Origin of the sequence: Streptomyces sp. NPDC006335 (genome assembly GCF_040612795.1) — a bacterium.
GTDB lineage: Bacteria > Actinomycetota > Actinomycetes > Streptomycetales > Streptomycetaceae > Streptomyces.
This window is the reverse complement of record NZ_JBEXQX010000001.1, coordinates 1,108,243-1,125,939: the sequence shown is the minus strand read 5'-3', so window position 1 is coordinate 1,125,939 and position 17,697 is coordinate 1,108,243. Positions and strand designations below refer to the sequence as shown.

At 71.1% G+C, this 17,697-nt stretch carries 13 protein-coding genes; 11 read left to right on the top strand and 2 right to left on the bottom strand.

Annotated features, from left to right (window positions below):
- The first annotated feature begins 71 nt into the window (after positions 1–71).
- From ABZ098_RS05050 to ABZ098_RS05040, 3 genes are all read left to right on the top strand, one after another.
- A complete protein-coding gene (locus ABZ098_RS05050) occupies positions 72–2,042 on the top strand; it encodes a TIGR03960 family B12-binding radical SAM protein (protein ID WP_356587298.1) in 1,971 nt (656 codons plus the stop codon).
- Between the two features lie 355 nt (positions 2,043–2,397).
- Positions 2,398–2,808: a hypothetical protein gene (locus ABZ098_RS05045; protein ID WP_356587296.1), complete on the top strand. Its 411-nt coding sequence runs from the start codon at positions 2,398–2,400 to the stop codon at positions 2,806–2,808.
- A gap of 86 nt (positions 2,809–2,894) precedes the next feature.
- Entirely contained in the window at positions 2,895–3,746 is an 852-nt protein-coding gene (locus ABZ098_RS05040) for an MBL fold metallo-hydrolase (protein WP_356587294.1), read from the top strand.
- Between the two features lie 10 nt (positions 3,747–3,756).
- Here the strand turns inward: ABZ098_RS05040 and ABZ098_RS05035 are convergent, their stop codons facing one another.
- Entirely contained in the window at positions 3,757–4,455 is a 699-nt protein-coding gene (locus ABZ098_RS05035) for a DUF899 family protein (protein ID WP_356587292.1), read from the bottom strand.
- 142 nt (positions 4,456–4,597) lie between these two features.
- Entirely contained in the window at positions 4,598–5,182 is a 585-nt protein-coding gene (locus ABZ098_RS05030) for a TerD family protein (RefSeq protein ID WP_356587290.1), read from the bottom strand.
- 237 nt (positions 5,183–5,419) lie between these two features.
- Here ABZ098_RS05030 and ABZ098_RS05025 point away from each other — a divergent pair, with 237 nt between their 5' ends.
- The 8 genes from ABZ098_RS05025 to rfbC all read left to right on the top strand — a co-directional run bounded on the left by ABZ098_RS05025 (position 5,420) and on the right by rfbC (position 17,518).
- Positions 5,420–6,610, top strand: coding sequence for a hypothetical protein (locus tag ABZ098_RS05025; RefSeq protein ID WP_356587288.1), 1,191 nt, complete (start codon positions 5,420–5,422; stop codon positions 6,608–6,610).
- A gap of 48 nt (positions 6,611–6,658) precedes the next feature.
- Positions 6,659–7,423 (top strand): TIGR03936 family radical SAM-associated protein, encoded by a 765-nt coding sequence (locus tag ABZ098_RS05020; RefSeq protein WP_356587286.1) that lies wholly within the window; start codon positions 6,659–6,661, stop codon positions 7,421–7,423.
- A 263-nt stretch (positions 7,424–7,686) separates the two neighbouring features.
- Positions 7,687–11,760, top strand: a complete 4,074-nt coding sequence (locus tag ABZ098_RS05015) for an Rne/Rng family ribonuclease (protein WP_356587284.1) — start codon at positions 7,687–7,689, stop codon at positions 11,758–11,760.
- Positions 11,761–11,971: 211 nt separating this feature from the next.
- Positions 11,972–13,039 (top strand): glucose-1-phosphate thymidylyltransferase, encoded by a 1,068-nt coding sequence (locus ABZ098_RS05010; RefSeq protein ID WP_356587282.1) that lies wholly within the window; start codon positions 11,972–11,974, stop codon positions 13,037–13,039.
- A complete protein-coding gene (gene rfbB, locus ABZ098_RS05005; protein WP_356587280.1) occupies positions 13,036–14,022 on the top strand; it encodes a dTDP-glucose 4,6-dehydratase in 987 nt (328 codons plus the stop codon). The genes ABZ098_RS05010 and rfbB overlap by 4 nt, the downstream gene beginning before the upstream one ends.
- Positions 14,019–14,915 carry a dTDP-4-dehydrorhamnose reductase gene (gene rfbD / locus ABZ098_RS05000; protein WP_356587278.1) on the top strand — a complete coding sequence of 299 codons (897 nt, stop codon included), beginning with the start codon at positions 14,019–14,021 and terminating at the stop codon, positions 14,913–14,915. The genes rfbB and rfbD overlap by 4 nt, the downstream gene beginning before the upstream one ends.
- A complete protein-coding gene (locus ABZ098_RS04995) occupies positions 14,912–16,915 on the top strand; it encodes a glycosyltransferase (RefSeq protein ID WP_356587276.1) in 2,004 nt (667 codons plus the stop codon). Before rfbD ends, ABZ098_RS04995 begins: the two co-directional genes overlap by 4 nt.
- 9 nt (positions 16,916–16,924) lie before the next feature.
- A complete protein-coding gene (gene rfbC, locus ABZ098_RS04990) occupies positions 16,925–17,518 on the top strand; it encodes a dTDP-4-dehydrorhamnose 3,5-epimerase (protein WP_356587274.1) in 594 nt (197 codons plus the stop codon).
- The last annotated feature ends 179 nt before the right edge of the window (positions 17,519–17,697 follow it).

Here is a 17,697-nt window from a genome sequence, read left to right as displayed (position 1 = left end):
CGGGCGTACAGGGGGTGCCCGCGACCGCGTTACGCTAGATGGTCACCCCTGTCCGTCCATGGAAGTGCGAGATGTCAGCCGAAACCGCCGCGTCGGTGTTCCCGCAGCTCGAAGCTCTGCTCCCGCATGTGCAGAAGCCGATCCAGTACGTCGGCGGTGAGCTCAACTCCACCGTCAAGCCGTGGGAGTCCTGCGACGTCCGCTGGGCACTGATGTACCCGGACGCCTACGAGGTCGGCCTGCCCAACCAGGGCGTCATGATCCTCTACGAGGTCCTGAACGAGCAGGAGGGCGTCCTCGCCGAGCGCACCTACAGCGTGTGGCCGGACCTGGAGGCGCTGATGCGCGAGCACCGGGTCCCGCAGTTCACGGTGGACAGCCACCGGCCGGTGGGCGCCTTCGACGTGTTCGGCCTGTCCTTCTCCACGGAGCTCGGCTACACCAACATGCTCACCGCCCTCGACCTGGCGGGCATCCCGCTGGAGTCGAAGGACCGCGGCCTCGACGACCCGATCGTGCTGGCCGGCGGCCACGCGGCCTTCAACCCCGAGCCGATCGCGGACTTCATCGACGCGGCGATCATCGGCGACGGCGAGCAGGCCGTGCTCGACATGACGCAGATCATCCGCGAGTGGAAGGCGGAGGGCCGGCCGGGCGGGCGCGAGGAGGTCCTCTTCCGCCTCGCGAAGACCGGCTCGGTGTACATCCCGGCGTTCTACGACGTCGAGTACCTCCCCGACCGCCGTATCGCCCGCGTGGTCCCCAACAAGTCGGGCGTCCCGTGGCGCGTGTCCAAGCACACGGTCATGGACCTGGACGAGTGGCCCTACCCGAAGCAGCCCCTCGTCCCCCTCGCGGAGACCGTCCACGAACGCATGTCCGTGGAGATCTTCCGAGGCTGCACCCGAGGCTGCCGCTTCTGCCAGGCGGGCATGATCACCCGCCCGGTCCGCGAGCGCTCCATCACGGGCATCGGCGACATGGTCGAGAAGGGCCTGAAGGCGACGGGCTTCGAGGAGGTGGGCCTCCTCTCCCTGTCCTCGGCGGACCACTCCGAGATCGGCGACATCGCGAAGGGCCTGGCGGACCGGTACGAGGAGGACAAGATCGGCCTGTCCCTCCCCTCCACCCGCGTGGACGCCTTCAACGTCGACCTGGCGAACGAGCTGACCCGCAACGGCCGCCGCTCGGGCCTCACCTTCGCCCCCGAGGGCGGCTCCGAGCGCATGCGCAAGGTCATCAACAAGATGGTCTCGGAGGACGACCTCATCCGCACGGTCTCTACGGCGTACGGCAACGGCTGGCGCCAGGTCAAGCTGTACTTCATGTGCGGCCTGCCCACGGAGACCGACGAGGACGTCCTCCAGATCGCCGACATGGCCACGAAGGTGATCGCCGAGGGCCGCAAGGTCTCCGGCCAGAACGACATCCGCTGCACGGTCTCGATCGGCGGCTTCGTCCCCAAGCCCCACACCCCCTTCCAGTGGGCCCCGCAGCTCTCCGCCGAGGAGACGGACGCCCGGCTTCAGAAGCTCCGCGACAAGATCCGCGGCGACAAGAAGTACGGCCGCTCGATCGGCTTCCGCTACCACGACGGCAAGCCGGGCATCGTGGAGGGCCTGCTGTCGCGGGGTGACAGGAGGGTGGGCGCGGTGATCCGCGCCGTCTACGAGGACGGCGGCCGCTTCGACGGCTGGCGCGAGCACTTCTCCTACGACCGCTGGATGGCCTGCGCCGACAAGACGCTGCCCGCGTTCGGTGTGGACGTCGACTGGTACACGACCCGCGAGAAGACGTACGAGGAGGTCCTCCCCTGGGACCACCTGGACTCCGGCCTCGACAAGGACTGGCTCTGGGAGGACTGGCAGGACGCCCTCGACGAGACGGAGGTCGAGGACTGCCGGTGGACGCCTTGCTTCGACTGCGGGGTGTGTCCGCAGATGGACACGCACATCCAGATCGGCCCCACGGGCAAGAAGCTGCTGCCTCTCACGGTGAAGAACGCCGCGCCGGCGCCCGCTGCGAGTGGTCACTCTCACTGACGTGAGCGAGGCGGCGCGGCACATGGGGATGCCCGGAGGACGGCAGCGAGGATGACTCCGCTGCCGTCCTGAGGGCCCGAGGAGTTGCGAGCCGGGGAAGGGCCCCGGACTTGGCGGCTGTCCCCTGAGCGGCTGCTCTCGGCTCGCGGCATTCCCCGTGGCTTCCTAGCGTGGCGATATCCGCTACGGAGGAGGCGCCATGTCAGCCAGCGAGCCACCTGGGGGCGGTTCTCGGTGGGGGAGTCCGGGCCAAGCCTCTCCCCCTCCCGGGCAGTGGGCATCGCCCCCTGGGCCACCGCCGAAGAAGCGGCGAGGCCGTGGCTGTCTCTGGGGATGTCTCGGTGCCTTGGCCGCGGTGGTCGTCATCGTCATCGTCGTGCTGGTGGCCGCGTCGGGGGACAAGGACGAGAGCACCACTGCTGCGCCCAGTGCGACGCCCACCGCGAAGACGCGGCAGGGGCAGACAAGGGAACCCGCAGGGGAACGAGCCGACCTCGTCAGTTTCCAGCTCGACGACCGCTCCCAAGCCGGCTTCAGCGACATCTGGATCGTCTGGACGATCAAGAACAGCAGTAGTGAGAAGTCCAACTACACCTGGGACTGGGAGGCGGTCGACGCCGACGGCACTCGTGTGGAGGACGGTTCGCAGTTCGAGAACAATGTGCAACCCGGCCAGACGGCCCGGGGCGAGTACTTCACGACGCTCAAGAGCGTGAAGGGCATCAAGCTCAACGTCACCAGCTTCGACCGCACTGCCGGCTACTGAACCGAGTTCTGCGTTTGACGGTGGGCTGCCGTGGGGTTGCACTGGATCTATGGATGCTGCGGTACTCCGTCCTAGGGAGAGCAGCGATGTCGACCATGGAAACGTTCAACCTTCTGCAGCCGTACAAGATCGCTGACGAGACGTTCGTCATCCCGTGGGCCCTCGACGCTCCGCCGGTCGGTCACTTTCCGATGAACTCGATGGTGATCCGGGGGGCCGAACCGGTCCTCGTCGACACCGGGGCGCCCGCGGTGCGCTCCCAGTGGCTGGAGGCGGCCTGGTCCGTCGTGGATCCCCTGGACGTGCGGTGGATCTTCCTCACCCATGACGACCGCGATCACGCCGGCAATCTCCTGCCGGTCCTCGCCGAGTGCCCGAACGCGACCCTGCTGACGACGTGGTTCTCCATCGGCCGCATGGCCGAGGAGTGGGAGACCCCCGTCAACCGGTGCCGCTTCATGACCGACGGCGACACGATCGACGCGGGCGACCGCACCCTGGTCGCCAAACGACCGCCCCTGTACGACAACCCCACGACCCGCGCCCTCTTCGACGCGAAGACCAGCGTCCTGTGGGCCGTGGACACCTTCGCCACGAACGTGCCTACCCCGGTGCCGGACGTGGCGGCGCTGTCCGCGGACGACTTCCGCGACGGTCAACTCTTCGGCGGACGGCTTGTCTCCCCCTGGGTCGCGTTGCTGGACACCCTGAAGTTCCGGACGGTCGTGGACGACTTCCAGCGCCTGAACGCCGAGGTCATCGCCGGCTGCCATACGCCGATCCTGCGCGGGTCCAAGATCTTCGAGGCCTACGACCTCCTCCGCGGGCTGCCCGAGGTCCCGCCGTGGGCGGAGTTCACCCAGGCCGACCTGGACCAGTGGATGGCGGTCGCGGAGAGTTCGGTGCCGGCGGAACAACCGCGACCGTCGGGGACGTGACGCGCCGGTCTCAGGCGGTGTCGTCCCGGTCCGGGCCGTAGAGTGCCGCGATGTCCTTGGAGGTCGCCCAGCGGCTGTAGGTGGGGGACTGGGGCCAGCCTTCGGGGGAGTCCTGCCATTCCTCCTGGCGGCCGTAGGGGAGGAGGTCGATCAGGGCGAAGGTGTGGCTCAGTTGCTCGGTGCCGCGGCCGTCGGTGTGCCAGGTGCGGTAGACGGTGTCGCCGTCGCGCAGGAAGACGTTGACCGCGAATCCTCCGCCGGGCGGGGCGCCTACGTCGGTCCCGAAGGGGCTGTCGGCGGTCGAGTACCACGTCATCCTGTTGCCCACCCGCTGCTTGTAGGCGAGGGCTTCCTGGATCGGGCCCTGGGTGACGACGACGAACCGCGCGTCGTAGCTGTCCAGGAACTCCAGACGGGTGTACTGCGAGGTGAAGCCGGTGCAGCCAGGGCACTGCCACTCCTGGCCGGCGGTCCACATGTGGTGGTAGACGATCAGTTGCCGCTCGCCCTCGAAGACGTCAGCCAGTCGTACGGGGCCGTCCTCGCCCTCCAGTGTGTAGTCGGGCATCTCGACCATCGGCAGGCGGCGGCGCTGGGCCGCGATGGCGTCGAGCTCCCGCGTCGCGGCCTTCTCCCGGGCTCGCAGTTCCGCGAGCCGGTGCTCCCACGTCGCGGTGTCGACGACGGGAGGCAGTGCGTGTGCGGTCATGGGGTCTCCTCGCAGGGTGCGTCACACGGTTTTGTCCTGTGCGGAGGCAGACCTCGCCGGGCTTCGGAACTCATCGGTCGGGAGAGGGATGGACCGCTGCGTTCGTGGCCCATCCCTCTCGCCGTCTCGCTCCCGGCAGCCGCTACTTGCTCGCGGCGAAGCGCATCAGGGCCAGTTCGTCGCCCTGCTTGATCTTGCCGGTGGAGTTGATGACCTCGAGCTTCCAGGTGGTGCCGACCCGGACCGCCTTGGCGACCGCGCAGCCGTTGTCCTGGGTGAGCATGCTCGGCCAGATGTCGGCGACCTGCTGGGAGCTGCCGCCGGTGGCGTCGTACACCTTGAAGCTGATGTTGCGGGCCTTCTGGAAGGAGCTGCCCTTCTTGTAGGCGGCGGCGACGAAGACGATCGACGTGATGTGCGGCGGGATCTTCGCGAACTCGACGGTGACCGTCTCGTCGTCGCCGTCCCCGTGGCCGGTCTGGTTGTCGCCGCTGTGCAGCAGGGAGCCGTTGCCGATGGGGTCGAGCGAGTCCAGGCCCGCCAGGCGCACCGGGTCGCCGTCGTGCATGGCGATGGCGATCAGGTCGAGGTCGGTGCCGGTCTTGCGGCGGAGCTTGCCGATCACCCCACCGCTGGCGCCCGCCGTGGGGTCCCAGGAGACCCCTATGGACAGATGGGTCACGCCGTCCAGGTCGGCGGGGCCGTCTTCCTTCGTAAGCGTAATCATGGGGCCCATAGTGCACGGGCACTCACCGAGGTCCCAGGGCAGGCCGCGGCTGACCCCGCGTCACGTCGCCTGCCCGTCCGCCGTCAACTGGGCGTCGCCCGGGCCCTGGTCACCCGTGACACCGCCGGCACCGCGTCTCGTAAGGTGATCGAGGCCAGTGGGGGAGCATGCGAGGACCGGCGCGACGTAAAGCAGCGGTACTGCATCCGTACGGGGAACTGAGGCGTCTACGTCGTTATGGACCTGGAGAAGCAGCCCGCGCCGCAGGCGTCCCCGCCCGAGGGATGTCTCACTGTCGCGATTCGCATCCCCGTACGCATCGTCGTGCTCGTGCTGGTAGTGCCCGTGCGGATCGTGTGGGACGCGTTCGTGGTCCTGGGGCGCTTCCTGAGGGACAGCGTGCTGCGGCCGCTGTGGCGGGCGCTGGTTGTCTGGCCCTGCGCGGCCGTGTGGCGGTACCTGGTCGTGCCGCTCGCCAAGGCGGTCGGCCGGCTCGGCAAGGTGCTTCTCGTCATCCCCCTGGTGTGGCTGTACCGGTCGGTCCTGACACCGCTCGGGCACGGTGTCGTGTGGGTCGTGCGGGGGATCGTGGCCGGACTCACATGGGTGTACGCGCGCGTGCTCACTCCGGTCGGGCACGGGTTCGTGTGGCTCCTCAGGGGCGTGGGCGCCGGGCTCCTCTGGATCGGCACGATGACCGGGCGGGGCGTCGCGTGGGTCGTGCGGGGGATCGTGGCCGGACTCACATGGGTGTACGCGCGCATGTTCACTCCGGTCGGGCACGGGATCGTGTGGCTCCTCACGGGCGTCGGGGCCGTGCTCCTGTGGATCTTCAAGGGCGTCGGAGCCGTGCTCCTGTGGGTCTTCACGCCGGTCGGGCGGGCGATCGTCTGGTGCGCCAGGGGGCTCGCGTGGCTGGCGAGCGCCCTCGTCACCGGCATCGGGCTCGCCCTGTACTGGATCGCCCGCGTCCTGCTCGTCCTGCCCGCCCTCGCCCTGTGGCGCTGGGTCCTGGCGCCCGTGGGCAGGGTCCTCGCCGTCGTCGGCCGGGAGGTGTGGGACGCGCTCGGGCACGCCTGGCGGATCGCCGGGCACATCTCCCTCGCCGTCGGCCGGTTCCTCGCGACCCTCTTCCGGTGGATCTTCGTCGAGCCGGTGCGCTGGGTGTACCGCGAGGTTCTGACCCCCGTGGGGCACCTGGTCCGGGACGTGGTGTTGCGGCCCGTCGCCGAGGCCGCGCGCAGTGTGGGCCGCATCACCCGGGCCACGCTCGCCTCCGCCCGGCAGTCCGTCCGGGAGGCCCGTGCCGACTTCCGGCGCGTGCTCTTCGGCGAACCCCGTCAGAGGGAAGCGGTGGCCCGGCGGGAACCGACCGCCGCCGACACACGTACTCTTGGTAGTAGTACGACCGCACTCACGAAGGACTGAGCGACACTGGGCAAGCGACAGCCCGAAGGCCCGCCGCCCGCACCGGCGGTGCAGCGCATCCGACTGCGCTACACCAAGCGCGGCCGCCTCCGGTTCACCAGCCACCGTGACTTCCAGCGCGCCTTCGAACGGGCGTTGCGCCGAGCCGAGGTGCCCATGGCGTACTCGGCGGGGTTCACACCGCATCCGAAGGTGTCGTACGCCAATGCCGCACCCACCGGCACGGGCAGTGAGGCGGAGTACCTGGAGATCGCGCTCACGCAGGCGCGCGACCCGGAGAAGCTCCGGCTCCTCCTCGACGAGTCGCTGCCCACCGGGCTCGACATCGTCGACGCGGTCGAGGCCCGGACCTCGGGACTCGCCGACCGGCTCACCGCTTCCGTGTGGGAGCTCAGGCTGGACGGCGTGGACCCGGCCGAGGCCGAGCGCGCGGTCGCCGCGTTCAACACCGCCGAGGCGGTCGAGGTCCAGCGCACCACCAAGAACGGCCTGAGGACCTTCGACGCCCGCCCCGCGGTCGTACACCTCGAAACGCACAGCGAACCTGCTGATAGGCCGAGCGACCAGCCCTGTGCGATACTGCGGCTGGTTGTTCGGCACGTGACGCCTGCCGTACGACCCGACGACGTCCTGTCCGGTCTCCGCGCCGTGGCCGACCTGGCGCCGCCGGTCCCCGCAGCGGTGACCAGGCTGGCGCAGGGGCTGCTCGATGAAGAGACCGGCACGGTGACCGACCCGCTCGCGCCCGACCGCGAGGCAGTCGAGGCCCACTCAACGGCCGAACCGACTGCCGCCGCGAAGGCGTCGGCGTAAGGAAGGTCCCGCGAAGGACGGGCGTCGTAGCGCAGCCCTCGGACTCGGGAGCCACCTGGGTCGGGCAGCGCACCGACCACAAGACTTTCGCCAGGCCGTACCCAACAAGGGCGTACGGAACCGGCGAGACAGGACACAGAGAGCTCCCGTGCGGCGCCCGCGCCCCGGACGGCGGCACCGCGCATCGCGCGAGCCGCGGACGTCACCGGCATCCTCGCCGGACCAGGCGCGGCGCCCGGGAGCCTGACGGGAGACAAGCCCGCATGCTCGAACCGACCGAACCCATCGAGGGTTCCGAACAGAACACCCCCAGCGACACCCTGCCGCCGCGTCGTCGGCGCCGTGCCGCGTCCAGGCCGGCGGGACCGCCGGTCGCCGCCGCCCCGGGCGGCGAGGAGGTCGTCGCTCCGGCCATACCGGCCGCGGAGGCGGAGGACCTCGTCACGGACGAGGAGGAGAAGCTCGACGAGAACGTCGGGTCCGCCGAGAGCCCCGAGGCTCAGGAGCCGGCCGCGCCCGCCGCGCGTCCGCGTCGGCGTGCGACCCGCCGGGCGTCCGCCCCTGCCGGGGCACCCGCGGCGGCCGAGGCCGCCGAGACCGTACTGCCGGTGGTCGCCGCCGAGGCGCCCGCCGAGACCGCGGCCGCGGACAGCGCGCCCGCCGTCGAGACCGAGGACGCGGCTCCGCCCGCCGCCCGCAGCCGTCGGCGCGCGACCCGTCGGGTGACCGCGCCCGCCGCCGCCCCCGCGGCCGACGAGTCCGCCGGTACCGAGGCGCCGGCGGCCGCCGAGACGCCCGCCGCGGCCGAGACCGCCGACGAGGCACCCGCCGCCGAGACCGCCGCGCCCGCCGGGCGTACGCGTCGCCGTGCCTCGCGACGGGCCGCCGCGCCCGCCGGTGCTCCGGAGGCCGCGGAAGCCCCGGAGACCGTCGAGGCGGCGCCCGCCGCCGAGGTCGTCGAGACCGCCGAGCCGGTGGCCGCTGAAGCGCCCGCCGAGACCGCCGCGCCCGCCGGGCGCACGCGTCGCCGTGCCACGCGTCGCGTCGCCGCGCCCGCCGGTGCCCCCGAGAGCGAGACCGTCGAGGCCGCCCCGTCCGAGCCGGCTGCCGAGGCCCCCGCCGTGCAGGAGCCCGCCGCCGAGGCCCCCGTCGAGGAGGCCGCCCCGCGCCGTACCCGTCGTCGGTCCGTCCGTCAGGCCGCCACCGGGTTCTCCGAGCCCGCGCGGCGCGGTGCCGGTGCCGGTGCCGACGACGAGGACGGCTCGCCGCGCCGGCCCGCGCGGCCCGCGGTCGCCGTGTTCCAGGCTCCCGTCTTCACCGAGCCGCAGTTCCAGACCCCGCAGCGGGCCGCCGCCGAGGCCGCCGCGGAGGCGGAGGCCGGGCAGAGCGAGCCGGCCGAGGCCGTCGCGTCCGCCGAGCCGGTCGAGGAGATCGCCGAGGAGCAGACCGGGTCGCGGCGTCGCCGCCGGCGCCGGGGCGCCGCCGACGAGCCCGAGGTGCGGGAGACCGTTGCCGAGACCGTCGTGGAGGAAGAGGAGACGGACGACGTCGAGGACTCCGTCGAGGAGGACGAGGCCGAGGAGACCGGGTCGCGGCGCCGCCGTCGGCGCGGTGGCCGTCGCCGTCGCCGGGGCGAGTCCGCCGACGCGTCCGGTGACGAGTACTCCGAGGACTCCGCGGACTCCGACGAGTCCGCCGCCGAGGAGACCGGGCGCTCCGCGCAGGACGAGGACGACGCCGAGCAGGACGACGAGGACGACGAGGACGCCCGTTCGGACGAGTCCGGCGGCTCCAGCGCCAGCAGCCGTCGCCGCCGTCGCCGCAGGCGCCGGGCCGGTGACTCCTCCGTCGACACCGAGCCCGGTGACGGCGACCCCGAGCGGACCGTGGTCAAGGTGCGCGAGCCGCGCGCGAAGGCCGAGCCGTCCGACGAGGTGCAGTCCATCAAGGGCTCCACGCGTCTGGAGGCCAAGAAGCAGCGTCGCCGTGAGGGCCGCGAGCAGGGCCGCCGCCGCGTCCCGATCATCACCGAGGCCGAGTTCCTGGCGCGCCGTGAGGCCGTCGAGCGTGTGATGGTCGTCCGGCAGAGCGGTGAGCGCACCCAGATCGGCGTCCTCGAGGACGGTGTGCTCGTCGAGCACTACGTCAACAAGGAGCAGGCCACCTCGTACGTCGGCAACGTCTACCTGGGCAAGGTCCAGAACGTGCTGCCGTCGATGGAGGCCGCCTTCATCGACATCGGCAAGGGCCGCAACGCGGTGCTGTACGCCGGTGAGGTCAACTTCGAGGCGCTCGGCATGGCCAACGGGCCGCGCCGCATCGAGTCCGCGCTCAAGTCCGGCCAGCCCGTGCTCGTCCAGGTCACCAAGGACCCGATCGGACACAAGGGCGCGCGTCTGACCAGCCAGGTCTCCCTCCCGGGCCGCTACCTCGTGTACGTCCCCGAGGGCTCCATGACCGGCATCAGCCGCAAGCTGCCCGACACCGAGCGGGCGCGTCTGAAGACCATCCTCAAGAAGATCGTCCCCGAGGACGCGGGCGTCATCGTGCGCACCGCCGCCGAGGGCGCGAGCGAGGACGAGCTGCGCCGCGACGTCGAGCGGCTCCAGGCGCAGTGGGAGGACATCCAGCGGAAGGCCAAGAGCGGCAACGCCCCGACGCTGCTCTACGGCGAGCCGGACATGACCGTCCGGGTCGTCCGCGACATCTTCAACGAGGACTTCTCCAAGGTCGTCGTCAGCGGTGACGAGGGCTGGGAGACCATCCACGGATACGTCTCGCACGTCGCGCCCGACCTGGCCGACCGGCTCCAGAAGTGGACCTCCGAGGTCGACGTCTTCGCCACGTACCGGATCGACGAGCAGCTCGCCAAGGCGCTGGACCGCAAGGTCTGGCTGCCCAGCGGCGGTTCGCTGGTGATCGACCGGACCGAGGCGATGGTCGTCGTCGACGTCAACACCGGCAAGTTCACCGGCCAGGGCGGCAACCTGGAGGAGACGGTCACCAGGAACAACCTGGAGGCGGCCGAGGAGATCGTGCGTCAGCTCAGGCTGCGCGACCTCGGCGGCATCATCGTCATCGACTTCATCGACATGGTCCTGGAGTCCAACCGGGACCTGGTGCTCCGGCGTCTGCTGGAGTGCCTGGGCCGGGACCGGACCAAGCACCAGGTCGCCGAGGTGACCTCGCTGGGCCTGGTCCAGATGACCCGCAAGCGGGTCGGCCAAGGCCTGCTGGAGTCCTTCTCGGAGACCTGCGTCCACTGCAACGGCCGCGGTGTCATCGTGCACATGGAGACGCCGACCTCCGCCGGTGGCGGCGGCAAGCGCAAGAAGCGCGGGCGCGGTGGCGACGGGCACGAGCACACCCACGAGGCCGTGGCCGCCGTGGAGGCGCCGGAGGACATCGAGGTCGAGACCGAGGCGGAGCTCGCCGCCGAGGTGGCCGAGCCGATCGCGCTCACGCCCGTCGAGTTCGCCCCGGACGAGGAGCTGTACAGCAGCGTCGCCGAGGCGGAGGCCGCGGCCACGCGTGGGCGTGGCCGCCGTAGGGCGGGCCGCCGGGCGTCGGCTCCGGCCGGTGCCCCGCGCGGTGGCGGGTCGAGCAGGTCGGGGGGTGCCGAGGCGTCGGCCGACCAGGAGAGCCCGGTGTCCGAGGACGTCGAGGTCCCGACCGCCCAGGCCGTGTCGGCCGAGGTGGAGGCCGAGCGTCCGGTGCAGCCGGAGTCGGCCGCCGAAGCCCAGGCCGAGCCGGTCGCGGCGGAGGACCCGGTGGTCGAGGCCGCGTCGGCCGCGCCCGAGCCCGCTGCCGACGAGGCCGCCCCCAAGGGCCGTACGCGGCGCCGGGCGACCCGCAGGGCGTCGGCCCCGGCCGGTTCCCCGGCGGGTGCCGAGGCGGCCGTGGTGACGGTCGCCGAGGTCGCGCCGGTGGTCGAGGCGCCGACCGAGGAGGCCCCGGTGGCCGCTTCGGCCGAGCCGGAGCCCGAGGCGGTCCCCGAGAGCGCCGCGCCGGCCCGTCCGCGCCGCCGTGCCGTCCGCAAGGCCACCGCGCCCACCGCGTCCGAGGAGGCGGCCGTCGTGGTCGTGCCCGCGGCCGAGGCGCCGGCCGACGCGGAGGAGCCCGCCGAGGAGGCGGCTCCGGCCAAGAAGACGGCCCGCAAGACGGCCAAGAAGGCCACGGCGAAGAAGGCGACGGCCAAGAAGACCGTCGCCAAGAAGACGGTCGCGAAGAAGACCGCCGCCAAGAAGACGACCGCGAAGAAGGCCACGTCGAAGAAGACGGTGGCGGCCGAGCAGCAGCCGCAGCGCTCCGTCTCCACTCCGGCCGACGAGGCCTGACGGACGGTCACCGCATAATTTCGGCCGTCTGAAGATCGAAATCCGCTCCTGGTTCGCCGGGAGCGGATTTCGTGATTCTGTGGGTATTGCGTCCGACGGAAAGTTGTCAACCGGTGATCGATCGTGTGAATGGCCGGTGAATCCCCGGCCTGACCCCAGGGTTATGATGTGAGCCGAGATTGACGCTTAATTTAGACAAATAGGGAATTTCGTGAAGGCTCTCGTGCTCTCCGGGGGAGCGGGCACCCGCCTCCGCCCGATCACCCACACCTCCGCCAAGCAGTTGGTGCCGGTCGCCAACAAGCCGGTGCTGTTCTACGGCCTGGAGGCGATCGCCGAGGCCGGGATCAGTGAGGTCGGCATCGTCGTCGGCGACACCGCGGACGAGATCCGTGAGGCGGTCGGCGACGGCTCCCAGTTCGGCATCAAGGTCACCTACATCCCGCAGGACGCGCCGCTGGGCCTCGCCCACGCCGTCCTCATCGCGCAGGAGTTCCTCGGCGACGAGGACTTCGTCATGTACCTCGGCGACAACTTCATCGTCGGTGGCATCACCGGTCTGGTGGACGAGTTCCGCGCCGAGCGGCCCGACGCGCAGATCCTGCTGACCCGCGTCCCCAACCCCACCTCCTTCGGTGTCGCCGAACTCGACGCCGACGGCCGGGTCGTGGGCCTGGAGGAGAAGCCGAAGCAGCCCAAGAGCGACCTCGCCCTCGTCGGCGTCTACCTCTTCACCCCGGCCATCCACGAGGCCGTCCGCTCCATCGAGCCGTCCTGGCGCGGCGAGCTGGAGATCACCCACGCGATCCAGTGGCTGATCGACCAGCAGCGTGACGTCCGCTCCACGACCATCTCCGGCTACTGGAAGGACACCGGCAACGTCACCGACATGCTGGAGGTCAACCGGTCGGTCCTGGAGACCGTCGAGCCGGTGGTCGAGGGCACGGTCGACGAGTCCAGCGAGATCATCGGCCGGGTCCGCGTCGAGGCCGGGGCCAGCGTCAGTGGCAGCCGGATCGTCGGTCCTGCCATCATCGGTGCCGGCACGGTGGTCAACGACGCCTACATCGGTCCGTTCACGTCCGTCTCCGAGGACTGCCGGATCGAGGACAGCGAAATCGAGTACTCCATCGTGCTGCGCGGCTCCTCCGTGACCGGCGTGCGCCGCGTGGAGGCCTCGCTCATCGGACGTGACGTCGAGGTCACGCCCGCGCCCCGTAACCCCAAGGCACACCGGCTCGTGCTCGGTGATCACAGCAAGGTGCAGATCTCTTCATGACCACTCGGATTCTGGTGACCGGCGGCGCCGGCTTCATCGGCTCGCACTACGTCCGTACCGTGCTCGGCCCCCAGGGCCCCGGTGACGTCTCGATCACCGTCCTGGACAAGCTGACCTACGCGGGCAACCCGGCCAACCTCGACGAGGTGCGCGAGCACCCGGGCTTCGCCTTCGTGCAGGGCGACATCTGCGACCCCGAGCTGGTCGGCAAGCTGATGGCCGAGCACGACCAGGTGGTGCACTTCGCCGCCGAGTCGCACGTGGACCGTTCCATCGACGGCGGCGCCGAGTTCGTGCGCACCAACGTGGTCGGCACCCACACGCTGATCGACGCGGCCCACCGCGCGGGCATCAAGACCTTCGTGCACATCTCCACCGACGAGGTCTACGGCTCGATCAACGAGGGCTCCTGGCCCGAGACGCACCCGCTGGAGCCCAACTCGCCGTACTCCTCGGCGAAGGCGTCCAGCGACCTGATCGCGCTGTCGTACCACCGCACCCACGGCCTGGACGTGCGCGTGACCCGCTGCTCCAACAACTACGGGCACCACCACTTCCCCGAGAAGGTCATCCCGCTGTTCGTGACCAACCTCCTCGACGGCAAGAAGGTCCCGCTGTACGGCGACGGCGGCAACGTCCGCGACTGGCTGCACATCGACGACCACGTCCAGGGCATCGAGCTGGTGCGCACCAAGGGCCGCGCGGGCGAGGTCTACAACATCGGCGGCGGCACCGAGCTCTCCAACAAGGAGCTCACCGGGCTGCTGCTGAAGGCCTGCGGCGCCGACTGGGAGACCAGCGTCGAGTACGTCGAGGACCGCAAGGGCCACGACCGCCGCTACTCCGTCGACTGCACGAAGATCCGCGAGGAGCTCGGCTACGAGCCCCGCAAGAGCTTCGAGCAGGGCCTCGCCGAGACCGTGCAGTGGTACCGCGACAACCGCGCCTGGTGGGAGCCGCTGAAGGAGCGGGCCGCGCTGTGACCGACAACCGCACCTGGCTGGTCACGGGCGCGGGCGGCATGCTGGGCCAGGACGTCCTGGCCCGGCTCGCCCAGTCGGGGGAGCGGTTCGTCGCCCTCGACCGCAAGGCGCTGGACCTCACCGACGCCGACGCGGTGAGCGCGGCTCTCGAAGAGCACCGGCCCGCCGTGGTCGTCAACTGCGCCGCCTGGACGGCCGTCGACGACGCCGAGACCCGTGAGGACGAGGCGCTCGCCATCAACGGCGACGGGCCGCGCCACCTCGCCGATGCCTGCGCCCGCACCGGGGCCGTCCTCCTGCACGTCTCCACGGACTACGTCTTCGCCGGGGACGCCACCACGCCGTACGCCGAGGACGCGCCCACCGCGCCCCGCAGCGCCTACGGCCGCACCAAGCTGGCCGGGGAGCAGGCGGTCCTCGGATTCGAGCGCGGTTACGTCGTCCGCACCGCCTGGCTCTACGGCACCGGCGGCCCGAACTTCGTCCGCACGATGATCAAGCTGGAAGGCGTCAAGGACACCCTCGACGTCGTCGACGACCAGCGCGGCCAGCCCACCTGGAGCGCCGATCTCGCGGGCCTGCTGGTCGACTTGGGCCTCGGCGCCCTCGCCGGCACCGCCCCGGCCGGCGTCTACCACGGCACCAACTCCGGCGAGACCACCTGGCACGGCTTCACCCAGGAGATCTTCCGGCTGCTCGGCACCGACCCGGACCGGGTCCGCCCCACCACCAGCGAGGCCTTCGTGCGCCCCGCGCCCCGCCCCGCCTACAGCGTCCTCGGTCACGGCCGGTTCGCCGAAGCCGGCATCGAGCCGCTGCGCGACTGGCGCACGGCCCTCACCGAGGCCTTCCCGGAGATCCACCGGGTCCATCTGAAGGAGAACACGGCGTGACGGTCAAGGTCAGCGTCGTCATCGCGGTCTACAACCCCGGCAAATACGTCGAGGACTGCATCACGGGCCTGCTCCGGCAGAGCCTGACCCCGGACGAGTTCGAGGTCTTCTTCGTCAACGACGGCTCCACCGACGAGACGCCGGCCCGCCTGGACCAGCTCGCCGCCGAGCACCCGCACTTCCACGTCATCCACCAGGAGTCCTCCGGCTGGTCGGGCAAGCCCCGCAACACCGGCATCGACGCCGCCCGGGGCGAGTACGTCATGTTCGTCGACCACGACGACTGGCTCGGCGACGAGGCCCTGGAGCGGATGTACGACTACGGCAAGGCCAACGAGGCCGACGTGGTCGTGGGCAAGATGGCGGGCATCGGCCGCCCGGTCCCGCAGGAGCTGTTCCGGGTCAACCGGCCGCGCGCCACCGTGGAGAACGCGCCGCTGATCGACAGCCTCACCCCGCACAAGATGTTCCGGCGCGAGTTCCTCAACGAGCACGGCATGCGCTTCAAGGAGGGCCGCCGTCGCCTCGAGGACCACGTCTTCGTCGCCGAGGCCTACCTGCGCGCGAAGAGCGTCGCCGTGCTCAGCGACTACCTGTGCTACTACCACATCACCCGTGACGACGGCTCCAACGCCGGCTTCCAGCGCTTCGACCCGGTGGGCTACTTCGGCAACCTGCGCGAGGCCCTCGACGTCGTCGAGTCGCTGACCGAGCCCGGCGCGCTGCGCGACAAGCTGTTCAGCCGCTGGCTGCGCAACGAGATGGTCGAGCGGCTGCGCGGCCAGCGCCTGCTCAAGCTCCCCGAGGACTACGCCGAGGAGCTGTACACCGAGATCCACAAGGTGGTCACCGAGCGCTTCGGCCCCGGTGTCGTCGCCCGCCTCGGCCTCACCCAGAAGGTCGTCGCCGGGCTGGTCTTCGCCGACCGCTACCAGGACATCCGCACGCTCGCCGAGTGGGAGGCCGGGATCAAGCCCACCGGCAGCCTCACCTCCCTGGAGTGGCAGGACGGCACGCTGCACGTCGGCTTCGACTCCGAACTGCACAACGACGGCGAGCCGATGACCTTCCGCCGGGAGGGCGAGCGCCGGCTGCTCGGTCTGCCGCTGTCGGACGAGGCGCTGAAGGCCCTCGACGACCAGGGCATCAAGTTGGACGCCCCGCTCGCCAAGAGCGACGTCGACCTCGTGGTCCGGCACCGCGAGGACGCCCGGCAGTTCTACCTCCCCGTCAAGAGCGAGCTGCACGAGATCGAGGCCGGGGACGGTGTCTTCCGGCAGCGGATCTCCGCCCGCGCCGAACTCGACCCCGAGACCGCGGCCTCCGGCGCCCCGCTCGACAAGGGCATCTGGGACCTGCACCTCAGGATCAAGTCCTGCGGCTGGAGCAAGGAGACCCGGCTCGGTGCGGTGCGCGGCGAGGACGTCGAGGCCGGTCGCCTGGCCGCCCTCACCGGCGAGCCCAAGCGGCTCGTCCTGCCGTACTGGACCGACGGTCCCGGCAACCTCTCGCTCGACGTCGACCAGCACACCAACAAGCTGGAGGGCGAGGCGGTCGCCTTCATGCCGCCCGCCGAGGCCGCGGTCGAGGGCGACGCCGTACGGCTGCCCCTGCCGCTGCACATCGCCGCGACCGGCGGGGACACCGTCCAGCTGCGCTTCGAGCGCAAGAACGTCGGCAAGTACCCGGCCGACGCCACCCTGGACGGCCGGATCGCCACCGCCACGCTGCCGCTGGAGAAGCTCACCGGCATGCGCTGGGCGGTCCGGGTCGGCGTGCCGTCCGCGGCCCGCGGTGAGCGCAAGTGGACGCGGCTGCCCGTCGACGTCGTGGTGGACGCCTCCGGTGCCGCCAAGGTGATCGACCGGCACACCCCGCCCGCGAAGCCGGCCGCGAAGAAGGCGGCCGCCCCCCAGAAGAAGGCGGCCGCGCCGCGCCCGCTGTGGCGCCGGGCCGCCGGGCGTATCAAGCGCGCCCTGACCAACCAGAAGAAGGGCTGAGACCCCGCGATGCGACCCCTTTCGATCTCCGGCGCCTGGGTGTTCGAGCCGAAGGTCTTCCCCGACGGCCGCGGCAGCTTCCACGAGTGGTTCAAGGCCCCCGTGTTCGCCGAGGCGGCGGGCCACCCGCTGAGCCTGGCCCAGGCCAACATGTCGGTCTCCAGCCGGGGCACCCTGCGCGGCATCCACTTCGCCGACGTGCCGCCCGGGCAGGCCAAGTACGTCAAGTGCGTGCGCGGCGCGGTCCTCGACGTGATCGTGGACATCCGGGTGGGCTCGTCCACCTTCGGCCAGTGGGAGATCGTCCGCCTGGACGACCAGGACCACCACGCCGTCTACCTCTCCGAGGGACTCGGCCACGGGTTCATGGCGCTCACCGACGACGCCACCGTCGTCTACCTCTGCTCGGAGGGATACGCGCCCGAGCGCGAGCACGGCATCCACCCGCTCGACCCGGAGATCGGCATCGAGTGGCCCGAAGGGGTCGCCCCGCTGCTGTCCCCCAAGGACGAGCAGGCGCCGACTCTCGCCGAGGCCCGTGAGCAGGGGCTGCTGCCCTCCTACGAGGAGTGCGTGGCGTACCGGGAGAGTCTCGGCAGCTGAGCGGGGACGGGGCCCGGTTTGACCCGTTCGGCCGTGGCCCCGTAACCTAGACCGTCGGCGTGTCCACTGGTGACACGCCACATCCCCGTAAACCTCTTCCTCTCGGGTCTTTCGTTCTGGCCGGGAGAGGCCGTTCGCTCTGCCGGGCGGCTGGACTGCGGGGGTGCCGTCCCCGAGCG

Excerpts from the sequence above, each read along its gene's own strand:
- ABZ098_RS05015 (WP_356587284.1), top strand. The coding sequence starts at position 7,687 with ATGCTCGAACCGACCGAACCCATCGAGGGTTCCGAACAGAACACCCCC.
- ABZ098_RS05035 (WP_356587292.1), bottom strand. The coding sequence starts at position 4,455 with ATGACCGCACACGCACTGCCTCCCGTCGTCGACACCGCGACGTGGGAG.
- rfbB (WP_356587280.1), top strand. The coding sequence starts at position 13,036 with ATGACCACTCGGATTCTGGTGACCGGCGGCGCCGGCTTCATCGGCTCG.
- ABZ098_RS05040 (WP_356587294.1), top strand. The coding sequence starts at position 2,895 with ATGTCGACCATGGAAACGTTCAACCTTCTGCAGCCGTACAAGATCGCT.
- ABZ098_RS05030 (WP_356587290.1), bottom strand. The coding sequence starts at position 5,182 with ATGATTACGCTTACGAAGGAAGACGGCCCCGCCGACCTGGACGGCGTG.
- ABZ098_RS05025 (WP_356587288.1), top strand. The coding sequence starts at position 5,420 with ATGGACCTGGAGAAGCAGCCCGCGCCGCAGGCGTCCCCGCCCGAGGGA.
- ABZ098_RS05050 (WP_356587298.1), top strand. The coding sequence starts at position 72 with ATGTCAGCCGAAACCGCCGCGTCGGTGTTCCCGCAGCTCGAAGCTCTG.
- rfbC (WP_356587274.1), top strand. The coding sequence starts at position 16,925 with ATGCGACCCCTTTCGATCTCCGGCGCCTGGGTGTTCGAGCCGAAGGTC.